We start from the raw sequence: 18,011 nt of genomic DNA on the forward strand, positions 1-18,011 counted from the left end.
ATATGATTCTTGAGGCAGTTATTCTTCATGTCAAACCCGGTTTAGAATCCGACTTTGAAGCTACTTTCAAAAAAGCTTCTAAAATTATTTCCTCAATGGACGGATATCTATCACATGAATTGCATAAATGTATAGAAGTCAAAGGTAAATATTTATTACTTGTCAGATGGAAAACTTTAGAATCTCATACTGTCGGATTTAGAAGTTCTGCCGAGTTTCAAGAGTGGAAAAAACTTCTACATCATTTTTATGATCCATCTCCCATTGTTGAACACTTTGAAGAAATTGAAATATGAAAAACAAGATCCCCGACTTCGTAAAGGTTGTCGGGGTTCTGCGACCATATCACTCTACCCTTTGTAACTGCGCTACTCTTGGGTCAACAATTTTTTGTCCTAAGCTGGCAAATTTAATTGCTACAGACATCTTACTACCCGTTCCGAAAACATGAGTAATTTCACCCAGACCAAAGGTTTTATGTAATACCCTATCGCCTACTTGCCAATTCTGCTTTGTGTTTTGTTTTCCATTGGGAGTAGAAGCACTTTTGGTATAACTTTGACGACTCGCGCGTTTGGTAGATAATAATTCTTCTGGTAATTCGTCGAGAAATTGCGATCGCATGGCGGGTTCACGAGAACCATACAAACGACGTTCCCGTGCGTGTGATAAAAATAACCTCTCTTGGGCGCGAGTAATCCCCACATAACACAAGCGGCGTTCTTCTTCCAAAGATGCGGGATCACTTAGCGAACGGTAGCCGGGGAATAGCCCTTGTTCCAATCCCACCAAAAACACTACGGGAAATTCCAAACCTTTGGAAGCGTGCAAAGTCATCAAAGAAACGGCTGTCTGTCCTTCTTTTAAGTTATCTAAATCGGAACTGAGGGCAGCACTACTCAGAAAGTCTCGCAGGGAAACCTCTTCGTTCTCTTCTTGAAATTGCAGTGCAGCATTATAAAGTTCCTGGACGTTTTGTACCCGATCTGTGGCTTCATCTGTGCCTTGACTCATCAAGTCTTGAACGTAACCAGAATCTTCTAATATTCCTTGCAAAACCTCAGTTACGGGAAGTGTGCCGATTTGTGCTTGCCAACGGCTAATCATGGCGGCAAAGTTATTTACAGCTTTTGTCGCCCGTCCGGCTAATGTATTAACTGATGTTTCGTCGCTGAGTATTTCCCACAGAGTTGTCCCTAATTGTTGGGAGGCGTTCATCAAAGCATCAATAGTGGTTTTGCCAACTCCTCGGCGGGGAGTATTGATCACTCGTAATAAACTGACTGTATCAGAGGGGTTAGCGATCGCTCTTAAATATGCAATGACATCTTTAATTTCTTTGCGATCGTAAAACCTCATTCCCCCTACAACTGTATAAGGAATTTGATATTTCACCAACAATTCTTCAAAGGGGCGAGATTGGGCATTTGTCCGATAAAGTATGGCAAAACTACCCCAATTTAACTCTGGATTTTGGTTTTCTAAAGTGCTAATTTGATGAATCACAAATGCCGCTTCTGCAAGTTCTTCATCGGCTTTATGACAAGTAATCTGTTCACCCGGCCCCCGCGTCGCTTTCAAGATTTTATCAATTCGTTGGGTGTTATTTTCAATCAGTTCATTAGCCGCTTGCAGAATGTTTTCACAAGAACGATAGTTTTCTTCTAGCTTAACCATCGTTCGGGTATCATCATCTACCAAACCATCGCCAAAGTCTTCCTGAAATCCTAGCAAGATGGTGAAATCTGCCATCCGAAAGCTGTAAATTGATTGGTCTGCATCACCGACAACAAAAACTGAGCGATTTTCCCATTCCCATTCGCTCTTTTTGGTTTCGCCATTAGTAACTAATAAATTAATGAGTTGATACTGAGTGCGGTTAGTATCTTGATATTCATCTACGAGGATATGACGAAACTTGCGATGCCAGTAACCCAATACCTGCTCGTTTTGTTGAAATAACCTAGTTGGTACAAGAATTAGATCGTCAAAGTCGAGAGCGTTATTTTCTGCTAACTTATCTTGATATAAATTGTAAACTTGGGCAATTATCCGTCCGCGATAGTTGGGTTGTTCTTGCTCAAATTCTTGAGGTGATAAACCTTGGTTTTTAGCGTTACTAATAGCGTAGCGAACAGACCGAGCGTCAAATTTCTTATCGTCTAAGTTTAGTTGTTTATTAACGATTTCTTTGATCAGAGTCATCACATCCGACTCATCAAAGATAGAGAAATTGCGATTCCACTTGCGTCCTTTTTCGTCTACATATTTTTCAATATCAAAACGGAGAATGCGAGAGAATAGGCTGTGGAAAGTGCCACACCATAAGTCTTTGATCGTGTTTTTATAAACTTGCGATCGCAGTAGCGTTTGTTGGTATTCTGTCAACAAATCATATCGCTGTTCGTGTTGCTTCATCGCCAGTTGTTCGGCAAACAGCCGTTGAATCCGTTCTTTCATCTCCCGCGCGGCTTTGTTGGTAAAAGTAACCGCTAGGATATTTTCTGGATCAACGCGGTGTTTCAGAATCAGATTTGCAATGCGATAAGTCAGCGCTCGTGTTTTACCGGAACCTGCGCCAGCAACAACTAGCAACGGACCGCAGTAATGTTCGACAGCTTGACGTTGACTAGGGTTAAGGTGACTGAGAAAGTCGAGGGTTGTTGTCATGGATGTGAAAAAGCGATGTCTCCGACGGGCTACGCCTACGCCTGGTGTCACATCAATAAAGAGTTGCTATTGCCCAGGTTACAATATCCTAACGAAACTTGGTCAATAAAGATTGGCAATATTCTTAACCAGAACAGCAGGTATTTTGGCGCTACTAATGCCACGAGGTGATGTAATAGCATCAGCAGGTTCAATTACCTCAGCTAAGGCATCTAGTTGTTCTCCAAGATAATCAGAATTTTGCAAGATTTCTGGATTGACAAAATCATGTCTGAGCAGAGCATAAACACAAACCCTACCATCTGGGGATTGCCGATATCGCAAAGACGGGTTGTAGCCCATATCTTCCAATAACTTCAGGGTTTGTGCAAGAGTCATATTTTGCACAGCAGTCAGTTCTACTGCTAAAAATACTTCTCCAGGTTTCGGAATGACTGGAAGCTCAAGCGTCATAAATCTCTCCCTCAAATTGGCATTCGTAACGTTTTACTTTACCTACTTTCTTGGGTTGACCAATTAACTTCACGAGTGCTTTCCCTTCCACAGTCGCTTCTTGTGCTTTTATTTGACATTTTTGCATAGCTTCTACTTCAGTGTCAGCCCAAACATAATCAGTCCAGATTTCCTTTGGTTTTTCCGGGTCTTCCAGCATTTTATCAGTTTAAACTGTTCTAGCTCCGTTTTGCACTCGGCTGCTCCGGCTCATGTCCCGACAATACGTTAACTTTTCTACGTAGAAAAGTTAGCCGCTAGTTATTCCTGCGCGTTGTGTCGTAAAATCAGCGACGGGGAATCAAACATCAAAACATGGTAGGCAAGCTCTAACTTGTTCTGTTGTCAACAGTAGGGGCAATTAATAAATTGCCCCTAAAGATTTTCGTGGGGATACGGCAATGTTCCCTAGCCCGTCATTTATTTGCTTGCAAAACGCTGTACATACCTAACTGAGAGTATAGTCACCAATCGGACTATTCACTCCTTGAGTACCCAATTGACATTAGGTGGCAATACACGATACATCATCATTGAACCGTTAAATTTTTAAAGATGAAAAATTTCTTTAATTGCAGGTTTTACCAGTATAAAGAGGGGTGGATATGGATTTTAGCTTAATTGTATCCAACATTTTGAATCCGCCAATCTTGTTTTTCTTTTTAGGCATGACTGCTGTTTTTGTCAAGTCTGATTTGGAAATTCCCCCACCAGTACCCAAACTCCTTTCGTTGTATTTGCTGTTTGCTATTGGTTTTAAAGGAGGGGTAGAACTAATCAAAAGCGGACTGAATCAGGAGGTAATTCTAACACTCCTGGCAGCAATGTTGATGGCTTGTTTTGTTCCAATTTACACCTTTTTTATCCTGAAGTGGAAACTGGATACTTACGATGCCGCGGCGATCGCAGCAACCTACGGTTCTATCAGTGCCGTCACTTTCATCACTGCCGGCGCTTTTCTCACTGAGCTTGGTATTCAGTATGATGGTTACATGGTAGCAGCTCTTGCCCTGATGGAATCTCCAGCGATCATTGTTGGTCTGATTTTGGTGAGTATATTCACCGCCGATGAAAAGCGAGAGTTTGCTTGGTCGGAAGTTTTGCAAGAAGCATTTCTTAATAGTTCAGTTTTTCTACTAGTCGGTAGCCTCTTAATCGGCGTCTTGACAGGAGAACGTGGTTGGCACGTATTAGAACCCTTTGCTCAAGGGTTGTTTTATGGCATTCTCACCTTCTTTTTATTGGATATGGGACTGGTGGCTGCCAGAAGAATTAAAGACTTGCAAAAAACCGGAGTTTTCCTGATTTTATTTGCCATACTAATTCCAATACTCAATGCAGGCATTGGGTTAGTGATTGCCAAATTCATCGGTATGCCTCCGGGAAATTCGCTATTATTCGCTGTATTGTGTGCCAGCGCTTCTTACATTGCTGTGCCTGCGGCGATGCGGATGACTGTTCCCGAAGCAAATCCCAGCCTATATGTTTCTACCGCTCTAGCAGTCACATTTCCGTTCAATATTATTGTGGGAATTCCGCTATATCTCTACGGAATTAACCTATTCTGGAGGTAATAATATGCACGTAGTTAAAAAGATAGAAATTATCGCCAACTCCTTTGAACTTGCCAAAATTTTAGATAGTTTAGACAAGTCAGGTGTACATAGCCATGCCGTCATTAGGAATGTTGTTGGTAAAGGATTACGAGGAACGACAGAAGATTTAGACATGACCATGCTTGATAATGTTTACATCCTCGCATTTTGTATGCCAGAAGAACTCAAGCGTGTTGTCGAAAATATCAGACCACTCCTGAATAAATTCGGAGGTACTTGTTACGTTTCCGATGTGATGGAAATTCGCTCTGTCAGATGTATCGCGTCTCTGTAAGAGAGTTATAAATTCAATGAAACATTTCATGGAACGTCGTGACTTTTTGAAGTTGGGAATGACCGGAGCATTTGGAATGATGCTAACTGCCAGCGATTTACTCTGGCGGGTAGAGCAGGCGAAAGCTGCCGAAATCCCCTCAACTTCCCCTGAATCCCTCAGTCCCGATGCAGCCTTACAAAAGCTGATAGAGGGAAATCAGCGATTTGTCGATCATCATCCTCAATACCCCGATCAATCTGCGCTGCGGTTGCAGGAAGTTGCTCAAGCTCAACATCCATTTGCAACCATTCTCAGTTGTGCGGATTCACGAGTACCCGCAGAAATTGTTTTTGATCAAGGCATTGGGGACATCTTTGATGTGCGGATTGCCGGAAATATTGCCACACATGAAGCGATCGGCAGTATTGAATATGCGGTTGTCTTATTAGGCTCTCCGCTGCTGATGGTGATGGGCCATGAGCGTTGTGGGGCTGTTACCGCCGCTGTCCAAAACGAATCATTACTCGGTGATATTAGTACTTTTGTTAAGGCAATTAAGCCAGCCGTGAAAAAGGTCGAAAATCAGCCTGGTGATGCGGTTGAAAACGCTGTGGTGGCAAATGTGCAATATCAAATTGAACGGTTGAAGCACTCAAAGCTTTTAACTGAGCAGGTGCAGTCCGGCAAATTGAAAATTGTCGGGGGTCGTTACGATTTGGATACAGGGAGGGTAAATATTATTACTTAATCAGGCAAACCTCAAATTTCAGACAGTGGCGATCGCTTTTAGTTTACCGTGAGAAATAATGGCGATCGCTGTAGACATGAATGAATCTAGAGGACTTTGAGGCATCGATTCAACGTTTGACTAATTACGTGTATGTTTTCTTATATACTTGAGATTTTGAATACTCAGAATTCCCTCTAATCTCTCACTAAAACAAAAGTACCCTCTGTGACACTATCATAATAAAGAAAGTTGAGTTGCTGGTTTATTGACTATATAAGCGACTGGTCTGTTAATTTTTCTGACCTTCCCTTCACTCACAGCCTTGTTTAACCAATCCTGCATTTGAGATGGTCTGACATCCAGACATTCCGCCAGAGATTTTGCATCTTTCGGTAATACATAAAATTTGGTGTGTTACCGAAACCGTAACACACCCGAGAATTTTTACACTTAGGATAGTGTTAATCCTGCACAGTCATTGGCAGACGAATGGTGAAAGTAGAGCCAATTCCCGGCTGACTTTTGACAATAATCTCACCACCCATCATCTGGCAAAAGTGGCGGCTAATTGCTAAACCCAGTCCCGTACCTCCATACTTTTTCGTAGTCGAGGTATCACCTTGGGTAAAAGGTTGAAATAACTGCTGCTGTTGACGGTGAGACATACCTATACCTGTGTCGGTAACGGTAAAAGTAATGCTACCCAAAGGAGCCTCCGGTCGAAATTCATCCTTTTCTCTGTTGATTGTCAGCGTCACCTTGCCGTTTGTAGTGAATTTACTGGCGTTGCTGAGTAAGTTTAACAATACCTGCCGCATTCTAGTTTGATCGGCGTACATTGTGCCAAGTTGCTCATCAAAATCCACTTCTAAAATATTGGCATTTTTTTCGATAGCTGGTTTGACTGTGAGGACAACGTTATGAATCAGCGTCGCAATCTCGAATGTCTCAGGATAAAGGGTCATTTTCCCCGCTTCAATTTTTGATAAGTCGAGGATTTCGTTAATCAGGTGCAGTAGATGCTTACCAGCAGCGTTAATTGTTTCTAAGTCTGTGATAAAGTCTGCCGATAAACCAAGATCGGTAGCGTCGTCTTCTAGTAGTTGGCTTAAGCCAATGACAGCATTTAATGGTGTGCGTAATTCGTGGCTGACATTAGCTAAAAATACGCTTTTTGCTTTGCTAGCAGCTTCGGCTAGTTCTTTAGCTTGTTGTAGTTCTTTTGTTCGCTCAGATACTCGCTCAATCAGACGATTTAGAGATTTGGCAAGTAGGCCAATTTCATCTTCAGTGGTAACGGGCGCTCGTAAATCGAAATTATGTTTCCTGGCAACTTGTTCAGCTACTTGGGTTACAGTGATGACTGGTTCTGCGATCGCTCGACTGGTACGCCAAGCGACAATAGCTGCGATCGCTACCGAAACCAGCATACTCACGATCACGATGAATCGCTCAACTATTCTCGCTTGCTCAACGGCTTTTTGCCTTTCTTGCTCTTGATCTTCAGCAGTTTGCAGGATGTTAGTTAAGTTCTGCGAAAGCTGCTCTAGCCGCATGGCGGTTTCACCACGCATAATTGACAATAACTGCGATCGGGCAGAGTCAATCTGCTGAGGCTGCACTTTTTTAGAGTCAATTTTCTGTAATACAACTTCTATTTGGTCAACGTAGGCTTTTAAATTATTCTTGTAATCCAGCAATAACGTCTGTAAAGTCGAACTTGTTGCTGCTAGTCTTTTAGGCTTACTATCGATAAATCCGCCAATTTTTGACTCTAGTTGCTTGGCTTTTTCAACATTCTTCAGAAAATCAGCTTTTTTGCTTTGCAGTTGTTGCGAATTTTCTAATACAGCAACTAGGTTAGAACTATTTAACTGTGCCCCGACTACTGCATCTTTATAATTACTCAGTAATTGTCCTTGTTCATAAGCTTGATTGAATTGTCTAACTTCCCTTCCCCGGTAGTAATTAGCAATCACTAACCCAGTCAGTGAGCCAAAAAAGCCAATTCCGATAGCTACAAAGTACCCATAGCCAATTTTTTGATGGATGCGCCAAGAACTAGCTTTGAGTTTCCCTCGTGAGGGAAATTCTATAGTTGGGAGTTCGTCTATCGATGACTCTTCGGCTGACACTTTTTTGCTTTCTGAACTGCTGTCAATAGGGGTTGGCTTTTGAGTTGGCATGTCTCAAACCTCCTTGCCTTCCCGCAAAAATAATCAAATTAGCCTAGCTTGTGCAAACACTTCAATTAGTCATTAACATCTACATTATCTTCTTTTATCGCAATAGAAAATCATTGCTTACTAGATAATTAGCATAACCTTATACTAAAAAGTAATTTTTATATCAAAACTACTAAGTATACTTACTACATCAAACAGAATTTACTTTTTTCAACAGCAACGATGTAGTTTCCTGCACTAAAGACCCACCTGAGAGCATCTTCTCCTTACCACACTACTTTCCTCAATATGCGATTGATAGCAATGAGTTCTTGCCATCACTTACGCCATTACTCTACCTTACTGCTTCCTTATAAAATTAATACAATCAGGAAAAAAACAAAAGGTTTGACACTTGTTGTGTATGGGGCATTGGGCATTGGGCACACAAGACAGAGGGGCGGAGGGGAAAAACTTACTGCAACTTCTCCCTTGCTCCCTCATCCCCCTCATCCCCCTCATCCTCCCAATCCCCAGTCCCAGCCACACATATCATAAAACAGGTCAAATGTCTAGTCTGTGTGAACACATAAAAACTTTTATTACGTATTAATATCAATACAAATGGGTTAATTGACGAACGCGGCTTAAGATAGCTTTAATATCAGATAAAATCGGCTTCTAGGCTTATATAAATGAGAGGTGAACTTATTTTTGCATGATTTGTACTTATATTTAGTACGATTATGAGCAAATGACACGGAATGGGATAATCACAAATTGAGGATTCCAGTTGATTCCAAAAATAGAACTCAGGAAGTTGATTATAATACATCCTTCTGCCTTCTGAGTTCTATCCTCTTACTGACTATCTACCTTGTAGTTGATGCAGTAGATATTAAGGGTTAATTATGGTTATAGGACACTAAAACCCTTTTGTGTCCTTCACCCAATTGTACTGATGCACTTGTGCATTACTTAATCAACAGCCTTTTGGTTGTAATTATCCAGATTAGAAAAACTCAACTGTCAAATTAATAGGAGTGAAAATGCCAGAACAAGAATTTACTGAAACCGCATCCAAAGAGAATACAGTGGCAGAGATCAACACCCAAGCGGGAACCATCACCAAACTTCAGCCTTCTGCACAGTCTCAAGACGAATGGCTAAAATACGGGGAGCAAATTTCTACCTTTTTAGCAACATTACCAGAATATCTGGGAAGCTTCTTTAATCAATATAAGCAACCCCTGGTAACAGTTGGTTTAATTGTGGGATCAATTGTTGGGGTTAAAGTACTCTTGGCAATATTAGATGCTTTGAATGATATCCCTTTGGTAGCACCTACTTTTGAGTTGATTGGTATTGGTTACTCTGCCTGGTTTGTTTACCGCTATTTACTCAAAGCTTCAACCAGGAAAGAGTTAACTAGTGAAATAACCACTCTTAAATCACAAGTTGTCGGTAAACAAATTCCAGAAGCTTAATATCTAATTATCGCTTCTCTATGAGACTCCACGCGTAGCTTGCTTCTGTGTAAGAGTACGCCCTAATTCCAAATTAGCGAAGCCTGAACGCCAGAAGTCGGCGTTCAGGCTTCTCTCAAAATGCCCTACTAAGTTCATTAACAATTCGTATAGAACTCACTCTTTCTGACCGAACAAGGCAAAAGTAAAAAGTTAAAAGGCACTCATAAAGAAAAATCAAAATGGTAACAAGCAACTAAATTTATTTATGGAACGAAATAAAAACATTTATTTCGAGACCCATAGCGCAAGAAATAATACTGACTTAATCATTTCCCCTGAATTTATTTATGGGGATTATCTTTTTACTTTTTACTTCTTAACCTTGCTTTAATTACGAATTATGTAGCTTGCTTCTCGCCGGAGGCGAGTATTACGAATTACGAATTACGAATTACGAATTATTGTTGAGACAAACCTCCAGTGGGCAATTTACCCTTTGGGTTCGCTTTTGGATTCTGGGAAAGTTCTGGAGATATTTTGGGCGATGCCTGCGGCGGGCTAGGCCTACGCACTATATTAGGAGATGTAATTGCCTCCAATTTGCCCCGTTTTACTAAAGCTTGATGAATCATCGCTGCCACTTCCGCCCGACTAGCTACTTTGTTGGGATCGAGGACTTGGGGATTTGGATAGTTAACTACCAGACCATTGGTTGTAGCAGTGGCTATTTTAGCTATAGCATAAGGTGGAATATCTTTAGCATCTTTATAGAGACTAATAATCTGATTTGGGGAAGTGGGGGCTTTCAAATTTAACCCACTAACAAGGGCAACTAAAACTTGTACTCGTGAAATATTTTGTTGTGGTTTGAAGGTTTTTTTCGGATAGCCTTTGAGAAATCCGGCGCTGATGGCTTGGTCAATTGCTGGAGTTGCCCAGAATTTTGTTGGTACATCTTGAAATGCGATCGCAGTCTTAGACGGTTCTTGGTCAAAGGCTTTTTCTAGTATGGCAGCAAATTCAGCGCGGTTTACAGGCTGATTTGGTCTAAAAGAATAATCAGGAAACCCTTTGAGAATTCCACGGGCAGAAAGAACGTCTATAAAACGCCGACTCCAAAAGTTATCGGGCACATCGTTAAATGCAATTGGCGGCGGAATGATTGATTTTGGTTTTGCTGGAGTGACTAAAGGCAACGCCGATAATTTAATTGATGACTCAAGTTCTGTTGAAGGAGATACAGGTGTCTGTGCTTGTGAAGATTGAGTCGGGATTACCTGAACAGATGGTAATGCTGTGCCCCAAGGAGTTGCACTGTTCTTTGGAAATGAAGGTGTGGTGGGTTCAACAACAGCCTCAGGTGGAGAATAGGGAAGGTTGCGGGGGACTACATTAGGTTCTACTTTGGCAGTAGGAGAGGGCAATACTTGATTTGGTTGAACACTAGAAGATGGTGTGGCAGAAGGCAGGAGTAGCCCGTTTAAGTTCCAGCTAGAATCTCTGCGGGACAATGACCAAAAAAGAATCGCTCCAACAGTGCTGAAGGCAATCAGAATGGCTATAAATTCATCAAAGCCAAGGGCAGTTTTTTGAGATGACTCCGGTTCGGAAGGAGGTCTATTTGTCATCGTGATTACCCTGGTAGCAGTAAAATTTGTGTCTAAACAAATTAAGCCACAGATGACTCTTTTACACCAGCCCTTTTTTAATTCGTAATTTGTAATCATGCTCTCTACGAGATGCTAAAAGCGTAGCTTGCTTCTCTGTAAGAGTACGAATACTCGCTCTAAGCGTTGGCGCAGCCTCTCTAAGAGTTGCTATACTGTTCGCGTTAGCATCTCTGAAAGAGAAGGCTTTACGCTACGCTAACGTAATTCGTAGTAGGTAGTATATCAAGTTTCTGGTTCAATGCCGAGCGATCGCAATTGGGCAGCTAGGCGATCGGCTCTTTCGCGTTCCTGTTCTGCTCTTTGGGATTCCTGTTCGGCTTTTTGGGATTCCTGTTCGGCTCTTTCATCGCCACTCAACAACAAATTACCTTCTAAATCCCACCAACGCAGCCAGGGTAATTCCACATTCTGATATTCTCCCTGCCATAAACCTAATTCAACACCCAAAGCAACTATAGGATAATGTCCTCGTTCATTTGCTGGTAATATCTGATACCGTCCTTCAATCAGATGATAAACTTCTAAGTTGGCTTTACTCGCTTCATAAATGCCGTAGAAGGGAGGACGAATGACTTGCTCATAAATCCAAAATTTACCCTTCAAAGGAGTTTGATCCCGTTCTTCACTACCATCCCCAGAGACAAATTCTAAGACAATCAACGGGGCAATAAACTCTCGCCACAATACATAAGAACGTCGCGTTTGCCCATTGAGCAAAAATGGTACATTCGGTACATAAAACCAATCTGGTGCTTCTGCGCCTTTTTCTGGGGGATCGGTTAAGCGCCAGTAAATACCTAAGTCTTGCCCTATACAGTATTCACCTTCAGGATTTAATTGTTTGAGGATGGGTGTAATAGAGTCAGTTAGTAGAATGCTTTGGGGATGCTCTTGCCAATTTTTCACAAAAGTGCCATCGGACTCAGGAAGTTGAGTATGATCCGGGAAGGGGAAAGGAGTGAGAGCGTTGGGTGGATTGGTTACAGAGGTCATAACGCTACCTTTGCACTCTTCGTAAAGATTATTTTTAGTTTAGCTTGCGTAGGCGTAGCCCGTCGTAGACATCGCTTTCTAAATATTCTCCACCCAGATTATTAAATCACACGCCAATGACTTCCAGTTGCCTGAGAACGATTTTCGGCTTGATAGACAACTAGTATTATTAGATACCTAAACTGAAACCGAATTTTGAGGGTGGCAGAATGTAAAATATTAACTTAATGTTTACCTGTCTTTGAAAAAATTAGGGTGTCTAGTGCCAGAAGAATTCAGTTGCCAAATTTCACCGCCATTTTTGTCTCTTGGTAGCGATCGCGATCTTGATTTAGATTCAAGCCTCCAAGAACTACCAATGTACAACTTCTCCGTGGAAATTAACCACACTGCGATGGAAGTGGCTAGTTTTTTGGAAAAATATCCCCTGCTACCAGGAGTAATTTTGGTAGAACAGGGAGAGTTCATTGGGATGATTTCGCGGCGGCGATTGCTCGAATTTTTGATTCGCCCATTCGGACAAGAGTTATTTGTTCAGCAATCATTAGCTGTTCTCTACAGCTATGCGCGGACACCGATTTTGCTAGTTGCTGATACAACATCGATTTTAACAACAATGCAACTTAGCCTAAAGCGATCGCCAGAATTATTAGCAGAACCAATTGTAGTACAGACGGAATCTGGTGCTTATAGATTGTTAGATGTCCAAGAATTGAATATTATTTCTTGGCAAATTCGAGGAATCGACAATCTGATCCGCTATGAACGCAGTCAAGCCCAAATGATTCAAAATGATAAAATGGCAAATCTGGGGCGTTTGGTAGATGGGGTAGCGCACGAGATTTTAGACCCAGTGGGTTTTATTTGGGGTAACATAATTTATGTTTCAAACTACAGCCAAGATTTACTCAAACTGATAGCCGCTTACGATCGAGAGTTACCATTAGTTCCTCAGGCAATTAATCAAATTAAAGAAGAAATTGAATTTGATTTTCTAGAACAAGATTTGTCGCGATCGCTTGCTAGTATTCGCACAGGAGCGGAGAGATTAAAAAAACTTGTTACTAGCTTGCAAAACTTCTGTCATATAGATGAACTTTTTCCAAAGCCAGTAGATTTACACGCCTGTATAGATAGTATCATTTTATTAATTAATAGCCGTCTTCAAGGAGAAATTGAAATCGTTAAATACTATGGTCAATTACCCCCAGTCTATTGTTTTATAGGGCAGTTAAACCAGGTTTTGATGAATATTTTAAGCGAGGTTGTAGATACTTTACTCAATGAAGCAGTGAGACAGCAGTTACATCTAGAGGAGACAAAGACTGTTCAGAAATCCAGAATTGAGATTACCACAGAAGTTATTTCACAAGAAGCAACCAACCCAGATGCACCAGATTCTCGCTGGGTTTTAATTCGCATTGCTGATAATGGCTCTGGAATGTCTGAAGAATTACAACAGCAAATTATGGAGTCTTTTTCTCTGGAAACTAAGAATGGTAAGAATACTAGTTTAGCAGTAAGTTATCGAATTATTACCGCAAGACATGGTGGTAAATTGAATTTTCATTCACAGACTGGTCTAGGTACAAAATTTGAAATTTTGTTGCCTTTAGTTTGATTGAAGCAGGGATTGGGGACTGGGGACTCCTGGGCACGACCTGTTGATTCTAAATTACGGATTACTTTAGCGTAGCGGTAGCGACTCTACATACCCTTACAGGGAAGCAAGCTACGCTTTTCGCATCTCGTAGAGAGCATCATTACGAATTACGAATTATTTGAATATCCATCATAAGGTTGTATTAGATTACTTTCCGAACTTGCTGATGGATAGGAATTTGAACTATAAACTCCGTTCCCTTTCCAGGTGTTGAGAAAAATTCTAACTTGCCACTATGTTTTTCGCTAATAATTTGATAGCTGATAGCCATTCCCATTCCTGTTCCCTTACCGACAGGTTTGGTTGTAAAGAAAGGATTGAAAATCTGTTTTTGAATCGATTCGGGAATTCCAGAGCCGTTATCTGCGATCGCAATTTTTACCCATTGCGAATCAACGACAGAGGTACGAATCGTTATGCAGCTGGGATTATCCTGGATTTCCTGATAAGTCCGTTTGGCATTAAATTCTTCCAGAGCATCGAGCGCATTTACTAAAATGTTCATAAACACTTGGTTAATTTGTCCGGCGTAGCATTCTACATGGGATAAATTGCCGTAGTCTCTGATGATCTGAACTTCTGGGCTTTTATCAGTAGCTTTGAGGCGGTGCTGCAAAATCATCAAAGTATTGTCTATACCTTCATGAATATCTACAGCTTTAAATTCACTTTCATCTAGGCGGGAGAAGTTACGCAGTGAAAGCACAATCTCTCGAATACGTTCTGTACCGATATTCATTGAGTGCAATACCATAATTGCGTCTTTTTCTAGAAATTCTAAATCGATGGTTTCGCGTTCGGTTTGAATTTCAGCCGGTGGGTTAGGGAAGTAACGGTGATAAAGCTGCACTAGTCGCAGTAAGTCATGGGTGTATTGCCTGATGTAGCCGAGATTTCCGTAAATAAAGCTAACGGGATTGTTGATTTCGTGAGCAATCCCAGCCACCATTTGACCAAGGGCAGACATCTTTTCGCCTTGAATCATTTGAGCTTGCATTTTATGCAAACTATCTAACGTATTTTCTAACTCTTGACCTCTCTGCTGCAAATCTATCTGAGAGTCTTCTAACTCACAAATAACTTTCTTTAGTAAAAACTCCTTTGTTGCAATGTCAGTTTCTAGCTGGCGGCGTTCATTTTCGCTGCGTTCTAGCTTTTTGTGCAAAATGCGGTTTGTCTTTTCCAACTCTTGCATCTGTATGGAATTGTCTTGATTATCCATACGCTACTCATTTTGTTCCCATTAACAGTGTTACAAATGTTTTATTATGAAATTGCGTTTGACCTCCACCCACTATAGGAGCAATTTCACCATAAGCATAGAAGCCACAACAAAGTAATGCCTTTGGTAAATGAGTTTTGACAAGCTGATACTCAAGTCTTGCCATAGTGCCAAGAATTCGCCGTCGGGCTGCACAGGAAATAAGTAATGCTGCTGTTGGTTCCACACCAGGATAATCGGCAAGAGCATTCTTTAAAGATGTCTCAGAAGCCGACAGAATATTCTCACGAGTTGTATCGGTGATTTGCACAACTGCCTGTTCAGGAATATCTAAGAAGAACTTCACGCTACCAGACTGTTGATCGTAGCCATTGGGTACCCGCAAATAAAAATGATCTTGATCCTCAAAAACTGCCAGGGCATGGATGGCATAGTTGGACGCAAATTTTTCTTCACCGAGATAATGCTGATAGAAATCTAAGGCACGCTGTCCATCAATTTCATAGACTACGTTGCCATCCACTTTAGTGACACGCCTACGTTGACTGATGGGAGTCCAACCACTAGCAATCCCGTGGGAAAAGAGTAATTGTCCAGAAAACAGCAGCACGGGAACTGAATCACTCAATACTTCACCTTGGAAGAATTGATAGGTTTTTTCAAAGATATAGTCATCGGCAGTCATTCCGCCAATGATGGGAATATGCTCTCCCAGGCTTTGTTTTAAACCTTGTAAAATTAGAACCTCATTGCTTGTGAGACTATCGGGAAAGGTGAGGCACAATTTTGGTAAAGATGCACCCTTTGCCTTGGCTTGGGCGATCGCTTCTTGGGCTGCAAGGGCTGGATTTTTGGATACTCCTCGTCCAATACCTGCCCGAATTTCCATTTCGTCTGTAGCAAACAGCATTAAGGTCAAAGAATCTTGCTGAAACTCCAGAACTGAAGAGATTTCTCCATTTGTAGTTCCACCAATCAACTCAATTCCGGGAAAAGCATCCTGGATGCGTTGCAAAATTAACGCATGGTCAAAATCTATAGCAGTGAATAAAAGTCCAGCTTGAGGAAGCGAGCCGACAAGAGAACGGCTACATTCTTGAAGAACTTCTGCGATCGCATTTTCAGAATCAGGATCGTCGCTATGGCCAACAACAACTCGAAACACAACTACCTCATCGTAAGTTTAAATACTAAGTAGCTCATCCAATTCGGATATCAGCACCCAGCAACCTACAATTAGGCTTCCCACTTCCTTGCACTAAATCTCAATTCACCTGACTTTTAATCTCCCCAATCCCCAGTCCCCAATCCCCAGTCCCCAATCCCCAGTCCCTTCTTCAATTCATCTGCAATAAATTTTCGCCACGTTGATAAATTTCCCGCGCGTAATCAGTCCAAGCGCCTTGTCCCCAATAACGAAAACAACTAGTTTGCAGCAAAAGGTTATGTAGAAGAAGGTTACGGTATTGAGATTGTCTAGCGATCGGTTCTGCTGAGTCAGTTTCTAGTAAGGGATCAATTTTTTGATGAAATAAACTGCTTAATTGATACATGGGAGACAACACATTTTCATATCCTTTTACCCAACTGATATGATTTGTCCAAGAGGCTCCATCCAAATGAAAATTAGAGTTTGTTTGCTTTAATTCTTGAATGGCATTCTCTACAGCTTCCGGTTGATTATTTTCTGGTGAAACTCGCTCCCAAATCTGATATTGTCCCACTGGCTGACAAGTTGGATAATCTTCAGATTTGCATCCTGCTGCTTCGATTAATTCTAAATATTCTGTACCACACATCCCAACAACACCTGATTTTCCTCCCCCATTATTTACCATATCCCACCAAGCTTGTTTAAAAGCGCTAGGAAATTCGTTCATCATCACGCCGCCATTTTCACCATCGCCAATTTGGCTAACTATTGGTGGTATAAATACACTGCCAATTTGTTGTTTGGATAATGTTTTAGCTTCATAATAAGGCTGCATTTGTGCAACTAATTTAGTATCAGAACCTTGGGTTTTAATTAAAGCTGTGATACTAATTGTTTCGCCTTGAGAATTACGGGCAATTAGACGATGTGGTAAATGTTTATGAGTGAGAGATAGACCAGTAAGAGTTTCTACAGAATGTTCTTGAACAAGTAGCCAGCGATATCCACATTCTTTCAGCGCTTTCACAAATTCAAAGAGAGCATCAGGGTGATTTGGTAGATGCATTTCCGGGGGCGAAAATCCTTTGACTCGGGCTAGTGCTTCCCAGCCAAAAATTGCTGCAAAGTGATGTTGCCATGCAACAATCTGCAATTTAATATCTGCTATGGGTGTAGATGGAATAACTGCATGGCTCCACGTTGTACCCAACCACTCTACATAAGGTTGATAGGTGCGATCCCCAGTAATCCGTTTAAGATTATCGAGAACATCACCGCGTCCCATTTGCCGCAGTCCCCACAGAAGATTACCAGAGTAATCCAACATCACACGGGGATTGCAACCTTGATTTACCAGTTCGGGGATCAAGTCTGCCATGCGGCTGTAACAATGGGCAAAAGGATCTGCATTGTGGTTATCCCCTTCATGGGGATGTTCAAACATATATTGCAGATTGCTGATGAGTGTACCGCCACTCCCAGCAGGTATAGTTGGCTGGTGCATGTGTAAAGCGATCGCAAACACAGCGTTTACGTCTTCTAAGCGGATATTTGTTGTTGGTAAAAATACTGGTTGATCGTGGTTAACTACAGACAGAACCTCTGTTTCCCAACCAGAAATATTCGGTAAGCCATCAATGATTTCGGTTAAAGGAGTCAGAGTTGTGGGTAAGGAAAGCATTTTTGGTTGCTCCGAAATAATTTGTATTTATAAGAATTGCACGAGTATCTAATAGTACCTGATACCGTTTATTTGTGAAGCTGCATATATTTACCCCCGCCTCCGGCGTCCCCCCGATGCCTTGCTGCGGTGTACACACATCTTGGTAATGAAGCCCAAACCCTGGATTTACCCCCCTTAATCCCCCCTTGCCAAGGGGAGAAATATCCGGTTCTTCCCCTTGCTAAGGGG

15 protein-coding genes are annotated in these 18,011 nt (G+C 41.6%); 6 read left to right on the top strand and 9 right to left on the bottom strand.

The features are described from left to right. Nucleotides 1–2: 2 nt before the first annotated feature. A complete protein-coding gene (locus tag V7K67_RS03395; protein ID WP_334730402.1) occupies nucleotides 3–296 on the top strand; it encodes an antibiotic biosynthesis monooxygenase family protein in 294 nt (97 codons plus the stop codon). 49 nt (nucleotides 297–345) lie between these two features. Here V7K67_RS03395 and pcrA read toward each other — a convergent pair whose 3' ends face one another. From pcrA to V7K67_RS03410, 3 genes are all read right to left on the bottom strand, one after another. Then, a complete protein-coding gene (pcrA, locus tag V7K67_RS03400; protein WP_334730448.1) occupies nucleotides 346–2,670 on the bottom strand; it encodes a DNA helicase PcrA in 2,325 nt (774 codons plus the stop codon). Nucleotides 2,671–2,772: 102 nt separating this feature from the next. Continuing rightward, nucleotides 2,773–3,123 carry an acyl carrier protein gene (locus V7K67_RS03405; RefSeq protein WP_334730403.1) on the bottom strand — a complete coding sequence of 117 codons (351 nt, stop codon included), beginning with the start codon at nucleotides 3,121–3,123 and terminating at the stop codon, nucleotides 2,773–2,775. Beyond that, nucleotides 3,113–3,322 (bottom strand): hypothetical protein, encoded by a 210-nt coding sequence (locus V7K67_RS03410; protein WP_334730404.1) that lies wholly within the window; start codon nucleotides 3,320–3,322, stop codon nucleotides 3,113–3,115. Before V7K67_RS03410 ends, V7K67_RS03405 begins: the two co-directional genes overlap by 11 nt. Nucleotides 3,323–3,767: 445 nt before the next feature. Between V7K67_RS03410 and V7K67_RS03415 the strand changes: the two genes are divergently transcribed. From V7K67_RS03415 to V7K67_RS03425, 3 genes are read left to right on the top strand one after another with little or no spacing between them, the layout of a single operon-like run. Beyond that, entirely contained in the window at nucleotides 3,768–4,736 is a 969-nt protein-coding gene (locus V7K67_RS03415) for a sodium-dependent bicarbonate transport family permease (protein WP_334802868.1), read from the top strand. Nucleotides 4,737–4,740: 4 nt separating this feature from the next. Further along, nucleotides 4,741–5,052 carry a P-II family nitrogen regulator gene (locus V7K67_RS03420; protein ID WP_292743274.1) on the top strand — a complete coding sequence of 104 codons (312 nt, stop codon included), beginning with the start codon at nucleotides 4,741–4,743 and terminating at the stop codon, nucleotides 5,050–5,052. A gap of 28 nt (nucleotides 5,053–5,080) precedes the next feature. Continuing rightward, on the top strand, nucleotides 5,081–5,782 hold the full coding sequence (locus V7K67_RS03425) for a carbonic anhydrase (protein WP_335165302.1): 702 nt from the start codon (nucleotides 5,081–5,083) through the stop codon (nucleotides 5,780–5,782). A 443-nt stretch (nucleotides 5,783–6,225) separates the two neighbouring features. Here the strand turns inward: V7K67_RS03425 and V7K67_RS03430 are convergent, their stop codons facing one another. Then, nucleotides 6,226–7,950 (bottom strand): sensor histidine kinase, encoded by a 1,725-nt coding sequence (locus tag V7K67_RS03430; protein WP_334730411.1) that lies wholly within the window; start codon nucleotides 7,948–7,950, stop codon nucleotides 6,226–6,228. Nucleotides 7,951–8,978: 1,028 nt separating this feature from the next. Here V7K67_RS03430 and V7K67_RS03435 point away from each other — a divergent pair. Then, nucleotides 8,979–9,416 (top strand): CAAD domain-containing protein, encoded by a 438-nt coding sequence (locus tag V7K67_RS03435; protein WP_334730412.1) that lies wholly within the window; start codon nucleotides 8,979–8,981, stop codon nucleotides 9,414–9,416. Nucleotides 9,417–9,856: 440 nt separating this feature from the next. Here the strand turns inward: V7K67_RS03435 and V7K67_RS03440 are convergent, their stop codons facing one another. Together V7K67_RS03440 and V7K67_RS03445 are read right to left on the bottom strand one after the other, a co-directional pair. Next, entirely contained in the window at nucleotides 9,857–11,026 is a 1,170-nt protein-coding gene (locus V7K67_RS03440) for an S-layer homology domain-containing protein (protein ID WP_334730413.1), read from the bottom strand. A 264-nt stretch (nucleotides 11,027–11,290) separates the two neighbouring features. Continuing rightward, a complete protein-coding gene (locus V7K67_RS03445; RefSeq protein ID WP_334730414.1) occupies nucleotides 11,291–12,061 on the bottom strand; it encodes a Uma2 family endonuclease in 771 nt (256 codons plus the stop codon). A gap of 262 nt (nucleotides 12,062–12,323) precedes the next feature. Here V7K67_RS03445 and V7K67_RS03450 point away from each other — a divergent pair, with 262 nt between their 5' ends. Continuing rightward, the gene (locus V7K67_RS03450; protein ID WP_334730415.1) at nucleotides 12,324–13,682 is read left to right on the top strand and encodes a sensor histidine kinase; all 1,359 of its coding nucleotides are present in this window, start codon (nucleotides 12,324–12,326) and stop codon (nucleotides 13,680–13,682) included. 184 nt (nucleotides 13,683–13,866) lie between these two features. Here the strand turns inward: V7K67_RS03450 and V7K67_RS03455 are convergent, their stop codons facing one another. The 3 genes from V7K67_RS03455 to V7K67_RS03465 all read right to left on the bottom strand — a co-directional run bounded on the left by V7K67_RS03455 (nucleotide 13,867) and on the right by V7K67_RS03465 (nucleotide 17,780). Then, complete coding sequence (locus V7K67_RS03455; RefSeq protein ID WP_334705814.1) at nucleotides 13,867–14,946, bottom strand: sensor histidine kinase; 1,080 nt, start codon at nucleotides 14,944–14,946, stop codon at nucleotides 13,867–13,869. 7 nt (nucleotides 14,947–14,953) lie between these two features. Next, nucleotides 14,954–16,111 carry an FIST signal transduction protein gene (locus V7K67_RS03460; RefSeq protein ID WP_334730416.1) on the bottom strand — a complete coding sequence of 386 codons (1,158 nt, stop codon included), beginning with the start codon at nucleotides 16,109–16,111 and terminating at the stop codon, nucleotides 14,954–14,956. Nucleotides 16,112–16,283: 172 nt separating this feature from the next. Continuing rightward, complete coding sequence (locus V7K67_RS03465) at nucleotides 16,284–17,780, bottom strand: glycosyl hydrolase family 57 (protein ID WP_334730417.1); 1,497 nt, start codon at nucleotides 17,778–17,780, stop codon at nucleotides 16,284–16,286. Nucleotides 17,781–18,011: the final 231 nt, after the last annotated feature.

The organism is Nostoc sp., assembly GCF_036917155.1.
Classification (GTDB): domain Bacteria; phylum Cyanobacteriota; class Cyanobacteriia; order Cyanobacteriales; family Nostocaceae; genus Nostoc.